This window comes from Sphingomonas sp. 3P27F8, assembly GCF_005502745.1.
Lineage (GTDB): Bacteria > Pseudomonadota > Alphaproteobacteria > Sphingomonadales > Sphingomonadaceae > Sphingomonas.
On sequence record NZ_SCNL01000015.1, the window covers coordinates 24,693 to 41,907 of the forward strand.

Annotated in this window: 11 protein-coding genes and 1 pseudogene; 8 read left to right on the forward strand and 4 right to left on the reverse strand. The window is 62.8% G+C overall.

Translation table 11 applies throughout. The annotated features are described in order from the left end of the window. The first annotated feature begins 2 nt into the window (after nucleotides 1–2). Together FFS35_RS20205 and FFS35_RS15945 are read left to right on the forward strand one after the other, a co-directional pair. Nucleotides 3–326, forward strand: a complete 324-nt coding sequence (locus FFS35_RS20205) for an efflux RND transporter permease subunit (RefSeq protein WP_068075281.1) — start codon at nucleotides 3–5, stop codon at nucleotides 324–326. Further along, entirely contained in the window at nucleotides 323–1,504 is a 1,182-nt protein-coding gene (locus FFS35_RS15945; protein WP_068075283.1) for an MFS transporter, read from the forward strand. The genes FFS35_RS20205 and FFS35_RS15945 overlap by 4 nt, the downstream gene beginning before the upstream one ends. A 107-nt stretch (nucleotides 1,505–1,611) precedes the next feature. Here FFS35_RS15945 and FFS35_RS15950 read toward each other — a convergent pair whose 3' ends face one another. Next, a complete protein-coding gene (locus FFS35_RS15950) occupies nucleotides 1,612–2,850 on the reverse strand; it encodes an integrase (RefSeq protein WP_068075286.1) in 1,239 nt (412 codons plus the stop codon). A 159-nt stretch (nucleotides 2,851–3,009) separates the two neighbouring features. On the opposite strand from FFS35_RS15950, the gene FFS35_RS15955 reads away from it, so the two are divergent. Then, on the forward strand, nucleotides 3,010–3,936 hold the full coding sequence (locus FFS35_RS15955) for a hypothetical protein (RefSeq protein ID WP_132884437.1): 927 nt from the start codon (nucleotides 3,010–3,012) through the stop codon (nucleotides 3,934–3,936). Here the strand turns inward: FFS35_RS15955 and FFS35_RS15960 are convergent. The 3 genes from FFS35_RS15960 to FFS35_RS15970 all read right to left on the reverse strand — a co-directional run bounded on the left by FFS35_RS15960 (nucleotide 3,930) and on the right by FFS35_RS15970 (nucleotide 7,560). Next, a complete protein-coding gene (locus FFS35_RS15960; RefSeq protein WP_029624404.1) occupies nucleotides 3,930–4,946 on the reverse strand; it encodes a ParB/RepB/Spo0J family partition protein in 1,017 nt (338 codons plus the stop codon). The genes FFS35_RS15955 and FFS35_RS15960 overlap by 7 nt on opposite strands. A 79-nt stretch (nucleotides 4,947–5,025) precedes the next feature. Further along, complete coding sequence (locus FFS35_RS15965) at nucleotides 5,026–6,231, reverse strand: AAA family ATPase (protein WP_010124628.1); 1,206 nt, start codon at nucleotides 6,229–6,231, stop codon at nucleotides 5,026–5,028. Between the two features lie 165 nt (nucleotides 6,232–6,396). Further along, on the reverse strand, nucleotides 6,397–7,560 hold the full coding sequence (locus FFS35_RS15970; protein ID WP_137787989.1) for a replication initiation protein: 1,164 nt from the start codon (nucleotides 7,558–7,560) through the stop codon (nucleotides 6,397–6,399). A gap of 832 nt (nucleotides 7,561–8,392) precedes the next feature. Here FFS35_RS15970 and FFS35_RS15975 point away from each other — a divergent pair. From FFS35_RS15975 to FFS35_RS15995, 5 genes and pseudogenes are all read left to right on the forward strand, one after another. Beyond that, a complete protein-coding gene (locus FFS35_RS15975; RefSeq protein WP_349290331.1) occupies nucleotides 8,393–9,058 on the forward strand; it encodes a toprim domain-containing protein in 666 nt (221 codons plus the stop codon). Between the two features lie 78 nt (nucleotides 9,059–9,136). Further along, nucleotides 9,137–13,360, forward strand: coding sequence for a strawberry notch-like NTP hydrolase domain-containing protein (locus FFS35_RS15980; protein ID WP_137787974.1), 4,224 nt, complete (start codon nucleotides 9,137–9,139; stop codon nucleotides 13,358–13,360). A gap of 138 nt (nucleotides 13,361–13,498) precedes the next feature. Beyond that, nucleotides 13,499–15,607: a ParB/RepB/Spo0J family partition protein gene (locus FFS35_RS15985; protein WP_137787975.1), complete on the forward strand. Its 2,109-nt coding sequence runs from the start codon at nucleotides 13,499–13,501 to the stop codon at nucleotides 15,605–15,607. Nucleotides 15,608–15,734: 127 nt separating this feature from the next. Continuing rightward, nucleotides 15,735–16,688, forward strand: coding sequence for a zincin-like metallopeptidase domain-containing protein (locus tag FFS35_RS15990; protein ID WP_037495727.1), 954 nt, complete (start codon nucleotides 15,735–15,737; stop codon nucleotides 16,686–16,688). A 40-nt stretch (nucleotides 16,689–16,728) separates the two neighbouring features. Next, a pseudogene (locus FFS35_RS15995) lies at nucleotides 16,729–16,995 on the forward strand (hypothetical protein); the annotation flags it as partial. Nucleotides 16,996–17,215 lie beyond the last annotated feature (220 nt).

Genomic DNA, 17,215 nt, shown 5'->3' on the forward strand with positions numbered 1-17,215 from the left:
TCATGCGACGTATCAAAGAACGCCGAATTCACCAGATCTTCGAAGGCAGTGTGCTGCTCAAGGGGGCGCATGCGGCCGTCGAGTGTTTCAGCGCGGCTGCTCTCGTCATCACAAGTAACGCGGCGATCACCAGGCGAGTCACGGCACTCGGCCTGCTTCCGCTCGCGGTCGGCATGGGCGACCCGGGACGCGAGGTCGAAGGCCCGATGGCGGTCGTTATCCTTGGCGGCCTGATGACATCGATGGTGCTCAACTTGCTGGTGCTGCCGACGCTGGCGCTCGCGTTCGGGCAGTTCGATCGTGACCTTGAGGGAGCAGCTGCATGAAGCCGAGCCCGCCCGCGGTGCCGCGCGCTGTCTGGGTGCTCGGGTTCGTCAGCCTGTTCATGGACCTGTCGTCGGAGATCATCCACGCGCTGCTGCCGCTGTTCCTCACGACGACGCTCGGCGTGAGTGTCGCGGTCGTTGGGGCGATAGACGGCGTTGCGGAAGCGACCGCGTCGATCACCAAGGTATTCTCTGGCTATATTTCGGATCGCATGGGCAAACGCCGTCCGCTTATCCTTATAGGCTATGGGATGGCCGCGCTGACCAAGCCGCTGTTCGCGCTCGCCGGGAGCGCGCCTGTGGTGCTTGGCGCGCGCTTCGCCGATCGCATCGGCAAGGGGTTACGGGGGGCACCTCGAGACGCACTGGTAGCAGATGTCACGTCTTCCGAAATCCGCGGGAAGGCATTCGGACTGCGCCAGTCACTGGATACAATCGGTGCATTCGCGGGACCGCTACTGGCCATTGGCCTTATGTACGTCTTTGCCAACAACATCCGATCGGTATTCTGGTTCGCCATTATCCCGGCGATGATCGCTGTGTTGCTGGTTGTGATCGGAGTTAAAGATAATCCGACCTCTCATACCGAGGTCGCCGCGCGACCGCCAATCCGTGTCGTAGATCTGAAGCGTTTTACGCGCCCCTTCTGGGAAACGACTATCATCGGCGTGGTCTTCACGCTCGCTCGTTTCAGCGAAGCGTTCCTGATCCTTAAAGCCAGCGCCGAAGGGCTTCCATTTGCGCTCGCGCCGCTGGTTCTGGTTGTGATGAACCTGGTCTATGCACTGGGAGCCTATCGTGCCGGCAAATTATCGGATCGGGTTCCCGCACGAACGCTCCTGGCAGCTGGAATGACCTGCCTCGTCCTCGCCGACCTTACATTGGCGCTCTTGCCGGGCATCGCTGGCACCTTCGCCGGAATCGCGCTCTGGGGTGCCCATATGGCACTGACGCAGGGGCTTCTAGCCAAGCTCGTCGCTGACCATTCTCCCTTCGACCTGCGCGGTTCCGCTTACGGCCTCTTTAATCTGGCCACCGGAATCACTTTGCTTCTGGCGAGTGTGATCGCGGGGCTGGTTTGGGATCGTGTTGGCGCGGACGCGACGTTTCTCGTCGGAGCGGGGTTTTCGCTAACGGCGGTATTGCTGCTCTACGCTTTGCCGCGTCCGCAAGAGTGACCTTACATCAACGCCTTTCCCTTTTTTCATCGATCGTCTTAGGTTGATCACATCGCAGGTCCACCCGGGAAATCGATGCCGCGGGCGCACTATCGGCAATCTATCAATCAACAGAGTTTTGCCATCAGCCGACCGGCGGCCCCCTGCTCCGCGGCCAGATTACGATTATAGGCGAGCGGCATCCGTGGCGATTTCCACCGCAACGCATCCATGATCCCGGCGAGATCCTCGCCGCTCGCGAACAGGTCCTGGTTCAGCCCGATCCGCGTCGAGTGCGCACTGATCCCCATGAGCAGCCGCGCTAGGTCCTCCGCCATCAGGTCGGGCAATGCCCCAAGATTGAACGCCCGCTGGATGATCGACCGGAAGATCGGCCCGATCGATCCCGGATGCAGCGCCACGTTGCCGATGTCATATTCAATCCGCGCCTTCACGGCGGGCCTGGAAAGCGTCTTGCGCAAATCCCACGTCTCGCGGCCTGAGATGCTGTCGATCGGCCGACCGCGCACGGCGGCGCGGGCCTTGTAGCGCCGCACCTGCACCCGCCGGAACAGCGGCCCCGCCGTGATCTCGGCTGCCTCGGTCCAGGCTGCGATCGCCGCGACGGTGCGCGGGCTGAGATAGGCGGTGGCCCCCTCCCCGTCCTGGTCGCCCTTGCTGCGCAGGATCTGCAGTAGCCGCGCCTCGGGGTCGATCGCCTCCTCGATATGCTCGGCCGCGACTGCGACCAGCTCGGAAGCCCGCAGTCCTGTGTCATAGGCGGCCGACAGGAGGGCGCGATCGCGCAGCCCCGGCAGATCCTCGGCGCAGCTCTCGAGCAGCGCCCGCACGTTGAGCCCGCGCGGGGCGTCGCGCTCGACATTGCGCACCGGCCCCTTGAATCGTAATGGCCGTGCCTGCTTCTGCGCCGCCCCCTTATCGCGCCGGACCGCCTGCAGGCGCAGCTTGACCAGCGGAGCCGGCGTCGGATCCTTGAGATCGAGCAGCTGGTGGATCTTCGCGATTGACGCCTTGTAGCGGGACAATGATGCGGGCCGGCTCCCCTTCCCTGCCCGCGCATCGAGATAATCGGCCACCGTCTCGGCCGTCGCCGGCAGGGCGATCCGGTTGGTGCGCCGGCACCAGGCGTCGAACGCCTCGACGTCGGATTTGAGCGCGCGGATGCTGTGGGGCGACGAAGCAGCCTGATAGGCGACGATCAGCGCCTCGTCGACGGTGATGCGCTCGCCGACGCGCATCTGCACGATCGTCCAGGCAAGGTCGGTCGGGGCTCTGACGGCAGCCAGGGTCGCGTCAGGCAGCGCTACAGCGGTTTTAAGCCCTTCCCGGGCGGTTTGGGTGCCCATGATGCGCCACGCTCCTCGGCGCCATCTGTACCGCACCTTATAAAGAGGCGTCAATTCCGCTTATGTGATAACTGCAATTATCAACTATCCACTCTCAGGGAACACGAGAGACCACAACCAACCGATGACTTTGGTTGTGATACGAGATAGGCAAACACCATGGCTCGCCCTGCCCCAGCACCTCCCCTTTTGCTTATTGGTCGGCTCGACGGCCGCCTTCTAGGAAGCCCGGCGCGCGATATCTGGCTCGCCCGCGCCCGCGTGAAGGCCGCGGCGACGGTCGCCGGCATCGCCGGTGTCCCGGTCGATACAGCGGCCCTCCTCGATTGGATTTGCAGTCGAACCCCTCCACCCCGCCATAGCGAGGGCCTCAACGATCCACTCTCTATCGCCGCGCTCATGCACTTCTTGTTGCTCGCCGACGATTCCAGCGATCCCGTCGCCCGCGCCTCGCTCAATGTGCTGCGCACCTTGCTCGATGATCGCGCGCAGGCCGAGATGTGGGGCGGAGATGATCTGGTCCGGTTCGGACAGACGTTCAGAGAGGCCCGGAAGAGACTTTGCGTCCCATACCCCTCCCCTACCCTTCTATCAGTCGCTGAGCGCCTCCTGGCAGTCCACAAGGAGCTGGAAATCAGTCCGACGGAGGGTCGCAGCGTCACGACCATCGACGGGCGCACGCTCCACGTCGATCCGAGAAGCTTCGGAACGGTCTGGCTTCTCGCCTGCATGCTCCCCAGCGCGCTGGCTGCCGCTGGCTTCACGCTCCAGCATATTCCGTCCTTTGTGTGGCTCCCAAAGTTTCTGTCGAGCGGCCCTGCCGAGCTAGCGGAGGAACTCGAAGCCGCGCTCGGGCGCACAGCCGCGTTGGGGCTCACAGAGCTCGACAGGCTTGAGCGCATTGTAGCCACCCTGCCCTCAGACCTTGGCGTTACGCGGCGGAGCAAGTTGCCCACACTCATGCGCCTGGAGGCATCATACCCCGGGCTGCGCGTGCCCGCGATCGCCCGCTTGCTCGGCATATCTCCACAAGGCGCGGCGAAACTGGCCGCGCAGGCTCGATCGGCGGTTACAGTCCGCTATTGAGGCCAATGCTGGTCCAGGAGGGATCGGATGGCCTCCTCAGCATCCTGGCGTGTCGCTCCGCCCCTGTTCAGCAAGGTTAGACGGACGCCCTTGCGGTCGGCACTCTCGATCCGGAGCACCGGCTTGCCGGCCGCGGTCGAGACCGTCTCGGCCTTTCCTGTCTTCTTGGGGGATCCTGTCTTCTTGGGGGCGTCGACCGCCAGGCTTAGCGCCTTGATAACATCAAGGATCGATTGGGCTGGAGCGCCGGCTTCCCGAGCATCCGCGATCCGGCCTGCTTCGGCGAACGCCCTCGCCTTCCGCTCATCCGGCTTTAGCAGGCCCTTTAGCGCTATGGCATTGCGGACTCCGAGGTCCTGTGGATTGGAAAATGCCCGCGTCAGTTCGGTAGGCAGTCGGGCAAGATCGAGATATCGGGTGAGCCAGCTTTCGCTCACCTTCAATCGCTCCGCCATCGTCCGCTGTCGCCCATCATAATAGAGGTCCAGCGCCCGGAGATAGTCCCTCGCCCGCTCAAGATCGGTAAGATCGTCGCGCGCCCGATTCTCGATGTCGGCCAGGCGAAATGCTTCCTCGTCGCCGATCTCCCGGATATCGACGAGGAACTTGAAGTCCGGATAATTGTGCGAGCGCAGCCAGCTAATCGTCCAATGCCGCCTCGCCCCGCAGATTACCTCGAAGTCATAGTCCGCGTGGCCGGACACGCGCCGCACGATCGCGGGCATTTCCTGGCGCCCTTGCGCCTTCATACTCTCGATGAGATCGGCGCAGCGTTCTTCAGTGAGGAGCGCATAGTCGCGATTATGACCGATCCACATGCGACAGCGCGCAGGGTCCACCAACTCGTGGGTTCGGGTTACAATCGCCCCTGACGCGAGGTCTGACAGCCGGTTCGATCGGCCGGTCAGGACGTTTGATGCGATCCCGGTCCGGCGCTGCGGCGCAGGTTCATCCGACAGATCGATCCCTGCCGCCAGATCGGCCGCAAAGCCACTGTTTTTCCTGCTCAAGCGAGCCTCCCTTCACCGAAATTGCACGCGTGCAATTTTCTCCGTTCTTCCGATCTTGCACGCGTGCAATTCGGTATTTTCATGCCAGCGCAGCCCTTCGCAGAGCCGGTTGGTGGCTCGGCCACATCGACCGAATATCGACTTCGATTTCACTGTTTACGCCGTCGAGATAACCCAAGCATCGGTTACGAACGGCCGAACTGGTGGCCGGTCCGTCGAGCTCATAAACAGTCATGAGCCGTGCGGTCGCATTGTCAATCTCGGCCGAATCCTTGAGCGGCGTGCGGACCATCGCGTGGCCGAACAAGGTCCGCATCAACTGTAACAGCTCCTTCTGCATCGACTTGTTTTCGTCGACCTTCGAGGCAACAAATCGGAGGAACTGGAGCTGCGGCGCCATACCTCGCTCTGCAAGCTGTTCGATCGTCTCGTCGAGCATCGAAAGGAAGGCGGCGGTCGAGGAGAAGTCCATGACCGTCGGCGGGACCGGCACCACCAGCGCGTTCGCGGCGCGAAGCACGGACAGGGAGATCGCCCCGAGCGCGGGCGGTGGATCCATCACGATGACGTCGAAGCGATCGGCAATACTGTCGATACCGACCTTGAGGCGGTTCAACAGCGCATCGAACCCTCCCCTCGCCATCCTCGCAGCAAGCTCATACTCGGAATTGAACAGCCTCAGATTGGCCGGGATCAGCTCCAAACCGTCAAAATGAGTCTTGCGGAGCGCGTAATCGAGTGAGGTCCGTTCATCCTCCCGGAGGAACGGATAAAGCGTGTCATCTTCAGTCAGATCGAGGTCAGGCACATAGCCGAACAAAGTCGTCGCGGAGGCCTGGCTGTCACAGTCGACGAGCGCCACCCGATAGCCTCTGATCGCGAGATACTGGGCGAGATGGACAGCAACGGTCGACTTCCCGACGCCGCCCTTGAAGTTCTGGACTGCGATGACGCAGGCCGGATCTCCTGGTGCCCGATATGGCCGGGTCCCGAAGACCCCCCGCATGTCATTCAGCTGTGCCAGCGTATAGCGTTCACGCCGGTTATTATCGCCGCGCGACGGCTCTGGCAGGCGACCGTCCTTCTCTGCGTCGCGAATCGCAGCCGGTGTGCGGCCCACCAGTTCCGCAGCCTTGCTGATAGTGAAAGTCGGTTCACGCCGGTCATCAGCTCGAGCGCTACGCGCTGAATCCCTCAGCTTTTCCAGCACCGACGACGTTCGCGCGGCAAGCGTCGCAACCGAGACGAGACGTTCGGCTTCCTCAATATCGAGTCCGTTAGACACATGCCCACCTTTCGCAATCAAGCAGATGGTACTTCAACTTGCGCTTTTCGGTCAAGAAAATCGCGAATTGCGAAAGTGAGCATCCGCTATTCGTGTATTTTCGCCCTCCTGCGGCCCTATCCTGACTCGGTGGGGGCTACGGGAAAATTGCACGCGTGCAATTTCCTAGCTCGGCCGTCCCCGGCGCGTAAGGAAGGCCTCGCAGAATCCCTTCCAAGACTTCTCGAGTTTCGACCCCGAGAGCGTGTTGAGACGATCCCCCATATGCTCACGGTATGCGTCTGCGATCAGGTCGACGTCCCATCCACCGCCGTGGCGCAACCCTATCTCGCGCGCCGCATTCTCGGTCACGCCGAAGTGCAGCTTACCCCGCGGGAAACGCGCCCATGGCTCAGCGTTCACCCCAGCGGAACTTTCTGGGGTGGCAAGAGACGCGGTCACGCGCTTGAGGACGTCAGCCACCGCCGCACTATCTACTGCGTCGCTGCGGGGGAGGGCGCTCTCAATGGCAACGACTTCTTCGACCGCATCCTCCCGGCGCGCCTTCCGCCCGGTTGAGTGCCGACCAAGTTCATCGACCGTCGCGATCTGCGCAGGCGCGTCCTTGGGCGCGAAACGGAACTCAATCTCGGTTACCGCGCGGCCGCGTCGGATCTCCTGCCACTCCACCGTGTAATGGGCGAGCTGATCGATTTCTGTCTTGGCAACGGTCAGGACCTTTCGCCGTAACTGGGCGAAGTCGCCGTATTTATCCGGATCGATCCCAAGCGCCGCACGCAGGCCGACCATATCGACCTTCCACACCGGCTGACGCCGATGCAGACGAAGCGCACCCTCCTCGTAAAGCTTGAGCGCATAGGCCGACCGGAAACCCAGAACGGCCTGACGGTTCATCACCGCATAGGTTTCGGACTCCTGGATCAGGCGGCGAGCATCCGGCGTGAACTGCCATTCGATCCAGCCCGTCTCCTTACCGCCGTCTCCCACCTCCTCGACTTCTTCCCAGGAAGCCTGGATCAGGTTGAAACGCTTGGTTGTCCGCTTCCCGCGCCAAGACTTGTCGTCCTCGGCAAACAGCGTGCGATGAAGCTCCTCAAGCATATCGCCGATGCGTTCGTTGCCCTTGTGGCCGCGGCGGATATCCGCCTTTCGCATCCGGTGGGTTATGTCTTGCCACGCATCGCCGCCCGCCGTCAGGATCATCAGCGCCAGCAGGCGCGAGGAGGTGAGACTGAGAGACTGGCCCTTGACGAATCGAACCTCGACGAGCCTACCGGGTTTGACGAACTCGTCGCCGCCTTTGTGGGCGAGGGCAGCGGCCACGCGCATAGACCGGGCGGTCGAAACTTCATCGCCGCCAACGTCTTGCTCGTTTTCCGCTGGTTCTCCCATGCGATTCACCCCAATCTGCGGGGAAAGTTGCCTGTCCTGACCTCGCTCGTCAAGTCAGGACAGGCTAATTGGCGGAAATCGCCCCCAGGAGGTCAGGATAGAATCGCTGTCAGACTCGGTCGAAATTCCAGCGATTCTGCTGAGTCGCACAATCCGAAGGGCACGCCCCAATTGGACAGGTCAAACAGCAAGAAAATACCCACATTACCGTGCCTGGAAAGGCCTCCCCCAAGAGGACAGGATAGCCCCCAAGGGGACAGGATAAGTCCCCCATGCCGACAGGATAAAGCCCCCAAGAAGGCAGCCAATTGCCCCCATCAGGTCAGGAATGACGTCAATTCCCTTAACAAATACAATCAGTTGCTCTCCCTGAATCTATGAATCATTAGAATCTGAGAATCACCCCGCCGCTGGCGCGCCGGGCGTTTTTCAAAATGTGATTTGAAAGAAGTGAGTCGGCGAACGCCTCCCCGACTCGCCCCACCTCCACGATCGCGCCTCAGGATAGGCCATGATGACCCCATGGCTCCAGATGGAAGAGAGGAGGGGGGCTGCCGTGGGCGAGCAAGGAGGATGAACCATGCCCCTCACAGCAAAGCGCCCGACCCAAGAACTCGTCGACCTTGTCGGAACCCTCGGCGGCAAATGGTCCGGCTATGTCGCTATGTGCCGATGCCCCGCGCATAACGACAGCGACCCAAGCCTCTCGATCAGACAGGGTGATCGCGGAATCCTCGTGACCTGTTTCGCAGGCTGCGCCCGTGAAGATGTGCTCCGCGAACTCAGGCGTGTACGATCAGGCCATCACTATCCGATTCCCGATGAAGGCCAGTACCACCGACCCTCGACCGGCGCGCGCATCTGGGACCAGGCTCTCGAGATTACCGGAACGCTTGCTGAGCGCTATCTGGATCGACGCAATCTGCTTCCGGCGCCGCCCGACGTCCGCTATCACCCGCGATGCCCCTATATGCCGAAGCCGAGAACGGTCTATCAACCGGCTCTGCTCGTCGCGGTGCGCGAAATCAGCCAGCTCGTCGCCATTCAGCGGATCTTCCTCGACCCCGCGTCCGCCGACTATGTGCGCAAGGTCATGCTTGGCGTCCCGGGCAGCGGCGCGTGGCGGGGCAGGGCAGGGGGTTCGATCCTCGCCATCGCCGAGGGCTTCGAAACGGCGGACGCCTTCAGCCGAATGCACGACATCCCGTGCTGGGCATCGCTCGGGGCCCGCCGCCTCGACCAACTGATTATTCCTCCCAGCGTCACCACGCTCCTGATTGCCGAAGACAACGATCTGGAGGGACGGCGAGCCGCGGCCAACGCTCAACAGCGCTACATCCGGCCAGGTCTCTCGATCGAACGTGCGCCGCCACCATCCATCTACAAGGATTGGGCCAAGGCGCTTGATGCTAACGAGCGGCTTCGCCGCATCTAGGCGCCGAGCGCCGGAAAAGGGGAGGGGGACCGGGAATGTGTCGCTGCCGAAGGTGCAGCCACGCAGGAGCCTCTAAAAATGTCCAATCTCTTCGACACGGCCGCCCAGGCTGATCGCGAGGCTGTCCGCCTCCTCCTTCCTCATCTCCAGTCCGGCGATCCCGTCCACCGCCGGGTACTAAACCAAGCGATGTCGGCGGCTTTCGGTGGGTCCGATGCCGATGGTCACTGGACCCAGCGCGATAGCTTTGAACTCCTCGAGCACGCGCTTTCCATCCATCTGCAGGCAAGCGGGTCAATTCTCTCCGGAATGGCGGATATCCGTCCCCTGATCGCCCTCTCCGAGCGCTTGCCGACCCAGACCGTCCGCAGCGAAAATCAGATCGAATGGCAGCAATTCTCGACCCCGATTGATATCGCGGGCATCCTCACTTTGCTGGCCGACGTGCAGCCGGAGGATGTCATCCTCGAACCGAGCGCCGGTAACGGGCTCCTGGTCGCGCAGCTCCCGACCCACAAGGCGCTCCATCTCAACGAACTGGACCCGCTTCGTCGAGGCAGGCTTCACGCCGCTTTCCCCTCGGCAATCGTCACAGGCCACGATGGAGCAACGATCAACTCGACACTCGCTTCGTTTGATCGGCCAACGCTGATCCTTATGAATCCGCCGTTCTCACGGTCCATCGGCCGCGGAGCTGACGACTATGCCGCTGTTCGCCATCTGCAGGCGGCACTGCGTCGCCTGGTCCCGGGTGGCCGACTGGTTGCGATCATGCCCGACTGGTTTGGCCCGGGCGCCCGGATGCGCGACCAGTACGAAACCGTTTTGCGCGACGTGACCGTCCGAAGCGCCATTCGCCTGGAAAAATGCTACCAGAAGCACGGGACCTCGATCGCGGTTCGCATCTTCGTCATCGACAAGGTCCCGGGCAAATCGCCGCCCGCGGTCATCCAGCGCGCGTCGATCGCCGATCTCATCGATGTCCTCGTCATTCCCGAACGATCGTCCGCACGGCCCAATGTGGCGGTGCCCGCTCCGAAGCGATCGACGGGGGTGGCCCTCTTCCGCGCGGTCAAGAGCAGCCGACCAGGGCCTCGTGCCTATCACGCCCCGACACGCAACAACGTCCTACCGGTCGAATATTCGAAGCTCGAGGTTGCTGCTCCGCTGCTCGAGCAGACCGGCGTCTATCTACCCTACCGCCCGAGCCGCATTAGCTTCGCCAAGGCTGGTGAGCATCCGACAGCCCTCGTCGAATCCGTTGCGATGGGGTCGATCCCGGCACCGATCCCGGACTACGTGCCATCTCTCCCCGAACGGACCGTCAGCGAACGTCTTCTATCGGCCTCGCAGCTCGAGACCGTTGTCTATGCGGGCCACGCCTGGGCTCAATGGATCCCCGGAAACTTCAAACCCGACAAAGAGGGCGTCGGCCTGATCCTCGCCGAGGACGGTCATACTTATCGCAAAGGATTCTTTCTTGGCGACGGCACCGGCGCCGGCAAGGGACGCCAGATTGCGGCCTGCATACTCGACAACTGGCTGCAGGGCCGTCGCCGCAATATCTGGGTCTCCAAGAACGCCCCTCTCCTCGAAGATGCGCGCCGCGATTGGACGGCGTTGGGTGGGCTCAGCGGTGACATTCAGCCACTTTCCAACTGGAAAATCGATGAGCCGATCGCCCTCGATCAGGGTGTGTTGTTCGTAAGCTATCCGACCCTGCGCTCCATGCGGGGCGATTCGACGCGGTTGAAGCAGATCATCGATTGGGCCGGCGCTGACTTCGAGGGTGTCATTGCTTTCGACGAAGCTCATGAGATGGGCGGCGTCGCAGGCGGGGAGGGGGCTCTTGGCGCCAAGGACGGATCCCAGCAGGGCATCTGCGGGGTGCTGCTACAGAACCATCTACCGGCGGCACGGATTCTCTATGCCTCGGCCACCGGCGCGTCGGTCGTCAACAATCTCGCCTATGCCGTGCGCCTCGGGCTATGGGGACCGGGCACGGCCTTTCCCGATCGCGAGCAATTCATCAGCGGGATCAGCAAAGGCGGTATCGCAGCGATGGAGCTTGTCGCGCGCGACCTCAAGGCGACGGGTCTCTATGTGGCCCGGGCCCTCAGCTTCGCTGGCGTCGAGTATGAGATCCTGCGGCACGAGCTGACCCCCGCCCAGATCGAGATCTACGACACCTACGCCGACGCCTGGTCGATCATCCATCAGAACATGGAGCGGGCGCTCGAACTGACGGGCGTGGTCGACGGACTGGAAAATGCGACACTTAATAGCGGGGCCAAAGCCTCCGCCCGCTCGCGCTTCGAGTCCACCAAGCAGCGCTTCTTCGGCCAAGTGCTGCTCTCGATGAAGCTGCCAACCGTGATTGCCGCCGTCCGGGAGCACCTGAAGGCGAACCAGTCGGTCGTGATGCAACTCGTCACCACCGCCGAATCCATCCTCGACCGGCGCCTGGGTTCGCTCAGTCCGGATGAACGCGCCGAACTGGAGATCGATCTGTCTCCCCGCGAATATGTGATCGACTATCTCGAACGCGCCTTTCCGACACGGCAGATGCGGGTGTTCACGGACGATACCGGCGCGCAGCGCTCGCTCCCGATGGAGGATGACGCGGGCAATCCTGTCTACAATCCCGAGGCCGAGGCCGCGCGAGCTCGCCTTATCGAACATCTCTGCGCTTTGCCGCCGATTACCTCCGCGCTCGATGGCATCCTCGAGCAGTTCGGACACGACGACGTCGCCGAGGTGACTGGACGAACCAAGCGTCTCGTCTCGACCGCTGACGGGCGGCAGAAGCTCGAAAACCGCTCAGCCAGGACCAGCCAGGCCGAAGCTGCCGCGTTCATGCAGGGCCGCAAGCGGATCCTCGTCTTTTCGGATGCCGGTGGGACGGGGCGCTCATATCACGCCTCGCGCGATGTCCCCAATCAGGAGCAGCGTGTTCATCTGCTGCTCGAGCCGGGGTGGCGTGCCGATCGCGCGATCCAGGGCCTGGGGCGTACCCATCGCACCCACCAGGCGAGCACACCGCTGTTCAGGCCGGTGACTACCGACTGCAAGGGTGAGCTGCGATTCACAAGCACGATCGCCCGCCGCCTCGACAGTTTGGGCGCATTGACGCGCGGGCAGCGCCAGACCGGCGGTCAGAACCTCTTCGATCCCGCCGACAACCTTGAAAGCGAATATGCCTGCGCGGCCTTGGTGAGCTGGTTCCATCTGCTTGTCGGTGGAAAGCTGACCAGCATCTCCCACGCTGAGTTCGAGCGTCGCACCGGCCTTGAGCTCTGTGACAAGGATGGCGTCATGAAGGACGATCTCCCGCCCATCCAGCGGTGGCTCAACCGGATACTCGCGCTGCCGATCGCTTTGCAGAACAGGATCTTCGACGAGTTCCTCTCGCTCGTCGAGACCCGTGTCTCCACCGCGCGCGAGGCCGGTCGCCTGGATGTCGGCGTTGAGACCATCCTCGTCGACACGGCAACCCTGATCGACGACACCTTGCTGCGGACCGATCCGGTAAGCGGCGCGACCTCCCATCTCCTTACGATCGAGATCGCCCGGCGCCGGACGCCCGTTTCACTGGACCGGATACTCAGGATCGGAGACTGCGACGGCACGGCCGAGTTCATGGTCAACGCCAAGTCCGGAAAGGTGGCACTACAAACGCGGGCCCGCGCGCTCATGGAAGAAAAGGAGGGCACGCCCATTCCGCGCATCGAGCTCACGCGTCCGACTCGCCGGGAATATATGCGCGAGGACGACCTCTATGAGAGCGCCTGGGCGCCGATCGACCGCGAGGCCTTCTGTGCGAAATGGCTCGAAGAAACTGAAGAGGCCGCGAACACGGTCGACACCGAAACCATCCGCCTTGCTACCGGTCTTCTCCTTCCAATCTGGTCCGCGCTTCCGAGCGATCATCTCGTGGTCAACAGGATCGCCGACAAGGCTGGCAATTCCTGGCTTGGACGTCTCGTCTTCGACGAGCACGTCGTTCAGCTCTTCACGAAACTCGGCATCGGTCAGGCCGAGACCCTGCCGGCACCCAATATCGTCAAATCGGCCATGTCTGGTCGAAGCGTCGATCTGACGCGCCCGTTCCCGATGACCATCAAGCGTGCGCTCGTGAATGGTTCGTCGCGCATCGAACTGGTCGGCGCGCCGCCCAGCCAGCTTGCTTGGCTCAAGTCGCTCGGCTGTTTCACCGAGGTGATCCAGTATCGCACACGGGTATTCCTGCCCGTTCCGAGCGCGGCCGACGTCGTCGAGCGGCTTATTGCCGGGACCGGCTAGTCCGGTCTCCAGGTTTGACGGTTCGAGCCGCCCTACGCGGGGCGTGAGCATCGTCGTCCTCAGGCAGGCCTGAGAGAAAGGGAAGGGGGAGCTGGGATGGTGTCCGGGATTTGCCGGACGCTAGAAGGAGTGACCCCAGTGATCCGGACTATCAAGCTCAACAAACTGCGTCTCTCGCCCGTCAACGTCCGCACCGCGCCGGACGAGCAGCTTCAGATCGAACCGATGGCGGCGAGCATCGAAGCCGAAGGCGTTCTGCAGAACCTTCTCATCACGCCGGCCAAAAAGCCGCGCGGCATGTTCGAGGTGTTCGACGGCGGCCGCCGGTGGCGGGCTCTGCGCCTCCTTGCCGATCGCGGCACGATTTCGGACGCCGACTTTGACGTCCCGGTCATGGTGCTGACGGGCAACGATGCGGAGCTCTCCGAGAAGTCGACCGCGACCAACTTCCACCAGCTCAAGATGACACCCGCCGAGGAATGCCGTGCGTTCCAACATTTCATCGGCGCGACCGGTGATCTCGATGCCGTCGCCAAGCGCTTCGGCGTCACGCGTCGGTTCGTCGAGGGTCGCTTGCGTCTGGCGTCGCTCGCCGAGCCGATCTTCGAAGCGCTCAGTCGCGGCGAGATCACCCTCGACATCGCCAAGGCCTATGCTTCGACGGAGAACCAGGAGAAGCAGCTCCTCGTCTGGAATGGGTATCACACGAACTATGTCACGGCCGACACGATCCGCCGCGTCATCGCGAACGAGACGATGAAGGCCAGCGATCCGATCGCAGTCCTGGTCGGCGAGGCGCGCTATCGGGAGGCCGGCGGCAAGATCGATGGCGATCTGTTCACCGACGGCAACGACCGCTGGATTGATCCGGAGATCGCGCATCGTCTTGCCGGCGAGATCATGGAAGCCGAAGCGAAGCGTATCGGCGAGGAGACCGGTCTCGCCTGGATCCGGCCCATCGCCAGCAACTATGCCCACAACGCCGCACATGGGCTGTACCGAGCGATCCTGCAGCAGCCTCCCCTTACGGAGGAGCAGGCAGCGCGCCTGGCCGAGATCGAGGAGCGGCGGACCATGCTCGAAGCCGAGATGGAGGAGGGCGACCTCTCCGACGAGGCGTTCAAGCTGTTGGATCAGGAAGATGATCGCCTCATCGCCGAGGCGGAAACGATCGAAAACCGTCCTCCGGTCCTTCCTGAAGCCATGAAGGGCCATGTCGGCGCCTTCCTGCTCCTCACGCCGCAGGGCGAAATGCGGCTCGATACCCAGTATTACAGCGAGCAGGAGCTGGTGATCGACGAACCTGACGGCGAGGACGACGACGATCAGGGGGACGGTGAGGGCGAGGGCGCCCGCGAGCGGGGCAACAGCAGTTCCGAGCCGAAATACCGACCCGAGGCCGTCGCGCCCGGTGGCAAGCCGCTCAGCGCCCGGCTCTACGACGAGCTCTCGGTCCAGCGCCGCGACATCCTCGCGTCCTGTATCCTCGCCCAACCGGCGCTCGCGCTCGACTATGCGCTGTTCGTCATGGTCGACGCGCGAACGAACTCGGCGTCGCGCTATCTCAGCTCGGTCAAATATGGGACCACCATCCGCGCGAGCAGCCCTCAGGATCCGGTCTCGGGCGACCTGCCGGCGTCCCGCGCCCGCGATTATCTCGCCGAGGCTCGGGACGGGCTGGACGCAGCATGGACGGAGCCCGAGTGCGAGGTCGAGCGGTTCGAGGCGTTCCGGGCGCTCGACGATGACAGCAAGGCTAATTGGCTCGCATACATCGTCGCGCTCTCGCTCGAGGCAAAACCCGGTTACTCGAACGAGCAGATCGCGCTGCACAACCGCCTCGCTTCGATCCTCGAGATTGACGTCGCGAGCTGGTGGCGGCCGACCTCGGAGAACTTCTTCGACCGGGTCAACAAGGGCAGCATCCTCAGCCTGCTCACGGAGATCGGCGGTCCAGCGCTGACCGTTCGTCACACCTCTCTCAAGAAAACCGAGATCTCGGAGAGCTGTCAGAAGCTGTTCGCCGGTGAGGTGATCGTCGAGCCCGAGGTCAAGGAAGCCGCTCTTGCCTGGGTGCCCAATGCGATGAGGTTCCTCGATCGGACGTCGGAAACCCCCGTCGATCCGACCGCAGAACGAGCTGACGAGGCTCCCGAGGCCGAGGACGAGGCGGCCACTGACGGGGCGGCAACTGACGAGGTAGCGCCCATCGCCGACGAAGAGCTCGGGGAATCTGTGGCCGCCTGATCCGCGATCATGGTGCCGACCCGGCGGGCCGTCCGGTTTCGCCGCCGGCCATTTCCCCACTGAGTGACAGACCGCCGGTGCTCCCCAGCGTCGGCGGTCCTCCTTTCCAGCCATGGGATCGACCGACATGCCCACGAAGCAGAAGCCGAGCCGCGATGTCGCGGCCGAAATCACCAACCTGATTATCCGCAAGCTCGAAGAGGGCGTTGCACCTTGGAGTCGCCCATGGCGGGTGAGCGGTGCCGGCGGCCGTCCGCTCCGTCATTGCGGCACGCCCTACACCGGCATCAATGTCCTCTATCTCTGGGCGATTGCGGACGCGCAGGGCTACCGCTCGCGCTACTGGATGACATATCGCCAGGCGGAAACCTTGGGCGGGAACGTCCGTCGAGGCGAGCAAGGCTCCCTCTCGGTCTACTATTCCAGCTTCAAGAAGACCGAAGCTGACCCCATTACTGGCGCCGAGACCGAGCGAAGCATCCGCTTCCTGCGCCATTACATCGTCTTCAACGCCGATCAGATCGACGGTCTGCCGGCCTATTTCTATCCCGCTGACGAAGATCCGGCACCGACCGATCCTTCTGCCCGCCAGGCTGAGATTGATGACTTCTTCCACGCGATCCCTGCGGACGTGCGCCATGGCGGAGACCGGGCATTTTTCCACCCCACCTTCGACTATGTCCAGATGCCGCATCAACGGTCGTTCAAAACCATGGACCACTATGCCTCGACCCGGGCTCATGAGACCGTCCACTGGTCGGGCGGGACGGCCCGTCTGGCCCGAACCTTCGGAAGGCGGTTCGGAGACAGGGCCTATAGCTTCGAGGAGCTGGTCGCCGAGATCGGGAGCGGCCTCGTCTGCGCCCATCTCGGGCTACCGAACGAGCTGCATGACAATCATGCCAGCTATGTTGCCCACTGGCTCGGCATCCTGCGCGCCGACAAGACCGCGATCATCCACGCCGCTTCCAAAGCCGAGCAGGCCTTCAACTATCTGCGCGCCTTCCGGGCGACCGGGGTCGGAACCGTTTCCGCGGACGTTCGGCCCGGGGCCGCTGAGCAACTCGTAGAGGCCGCCTGACGCGGCGCCTTCCTTCATCCGATCGACAAGGAGTTCAGCCATGGGATGGCTCACCATGCCTTTCGCCTCGATGGGCGGACACCCCACCGCCAAGGCTTATCTCGATGCCCAATTCACCTACACGCGCGAGGTCGATGGCGGCTCCAAAGGACTGCGGGTTCTGGCTTCATCCTGTCCCCAGAACCGCACCTATTATGCGGCCACCCAGGTCATGACCAATGGCGTCGGCGGCGAGATCTTTGCTATCGTCTGCAAGATCCACTGGTGCCCCGGCAGCAAGAGCGGCGAACAGTTCGGCTATAAGGACAGTGCGCCGTTGCGGCGCTGAAATGGAGTATCAGTGATGATGAGGTAAGTTGAGAATGCCTCTGCTCGCCGGACTAACCTCGGGCCTCACAAGGTCTGAAATCCCGAAAGGGACGGGGAACAATAGCATGTTCGGAAAAGGCCAGATGCGTCTTAGTCGCAAATGGAGGCGATGACGGTCAGGGCAAGGTGCGTATGGTGAAGGCTACACTGCTTAAATC

Coding starts and splice junctions, on each gene's coding strand:
- FFS35_RS20205 (WP_068075281.1), top strand. CDS start 3: ATGCGACGTATCAAAGAACGCCGAATTCACCAGATCTTCGAAGGCAGT.
- FFS35_RS15990 (WP_037495727.1), top strand. CDS start 15,735: ATGCCCACGAAGCAGAAGCCGAGCCGCGATGTCGCGGCCGAAATCACC.
- FFS35_RS15955 (WP_132884437.1), top strand. CDS start 3,010: ATGGCTCGCCCTGCCCCAGCACCTCCCCTTTTGCTTATTGGTCGGCTC.
- FFS35_RS15950 (WP_068075286.1), bottom strand. CDS start 2,850: ATGGGCACCCAAACCGCCCGGGAAGGGCTTAAAACCGCTGTAGCGCTG.
- FFS35_RS15945 (WP_068075283.1), top strand. CDS start 323: ATGAAGCCGAGCCCGCCCGCGGTGCCGCGCGCTGTCTGGGTGCTCGGG.
- FFS35_RS15980 (WP_137787974.1), top strand. CDS start 9,137: ATGTCCAATCTCTTCGACACGGCCGCCCAGGCTGATCGCGAGGCTGTC.
- FFS35_RS15970 (WP_137787989.1), bottom strand. CDS start 7,560: ATGCGCGTGGCCGCTGCCCTCGCCCACAAAGGCGGCGACGAGTTCGTC.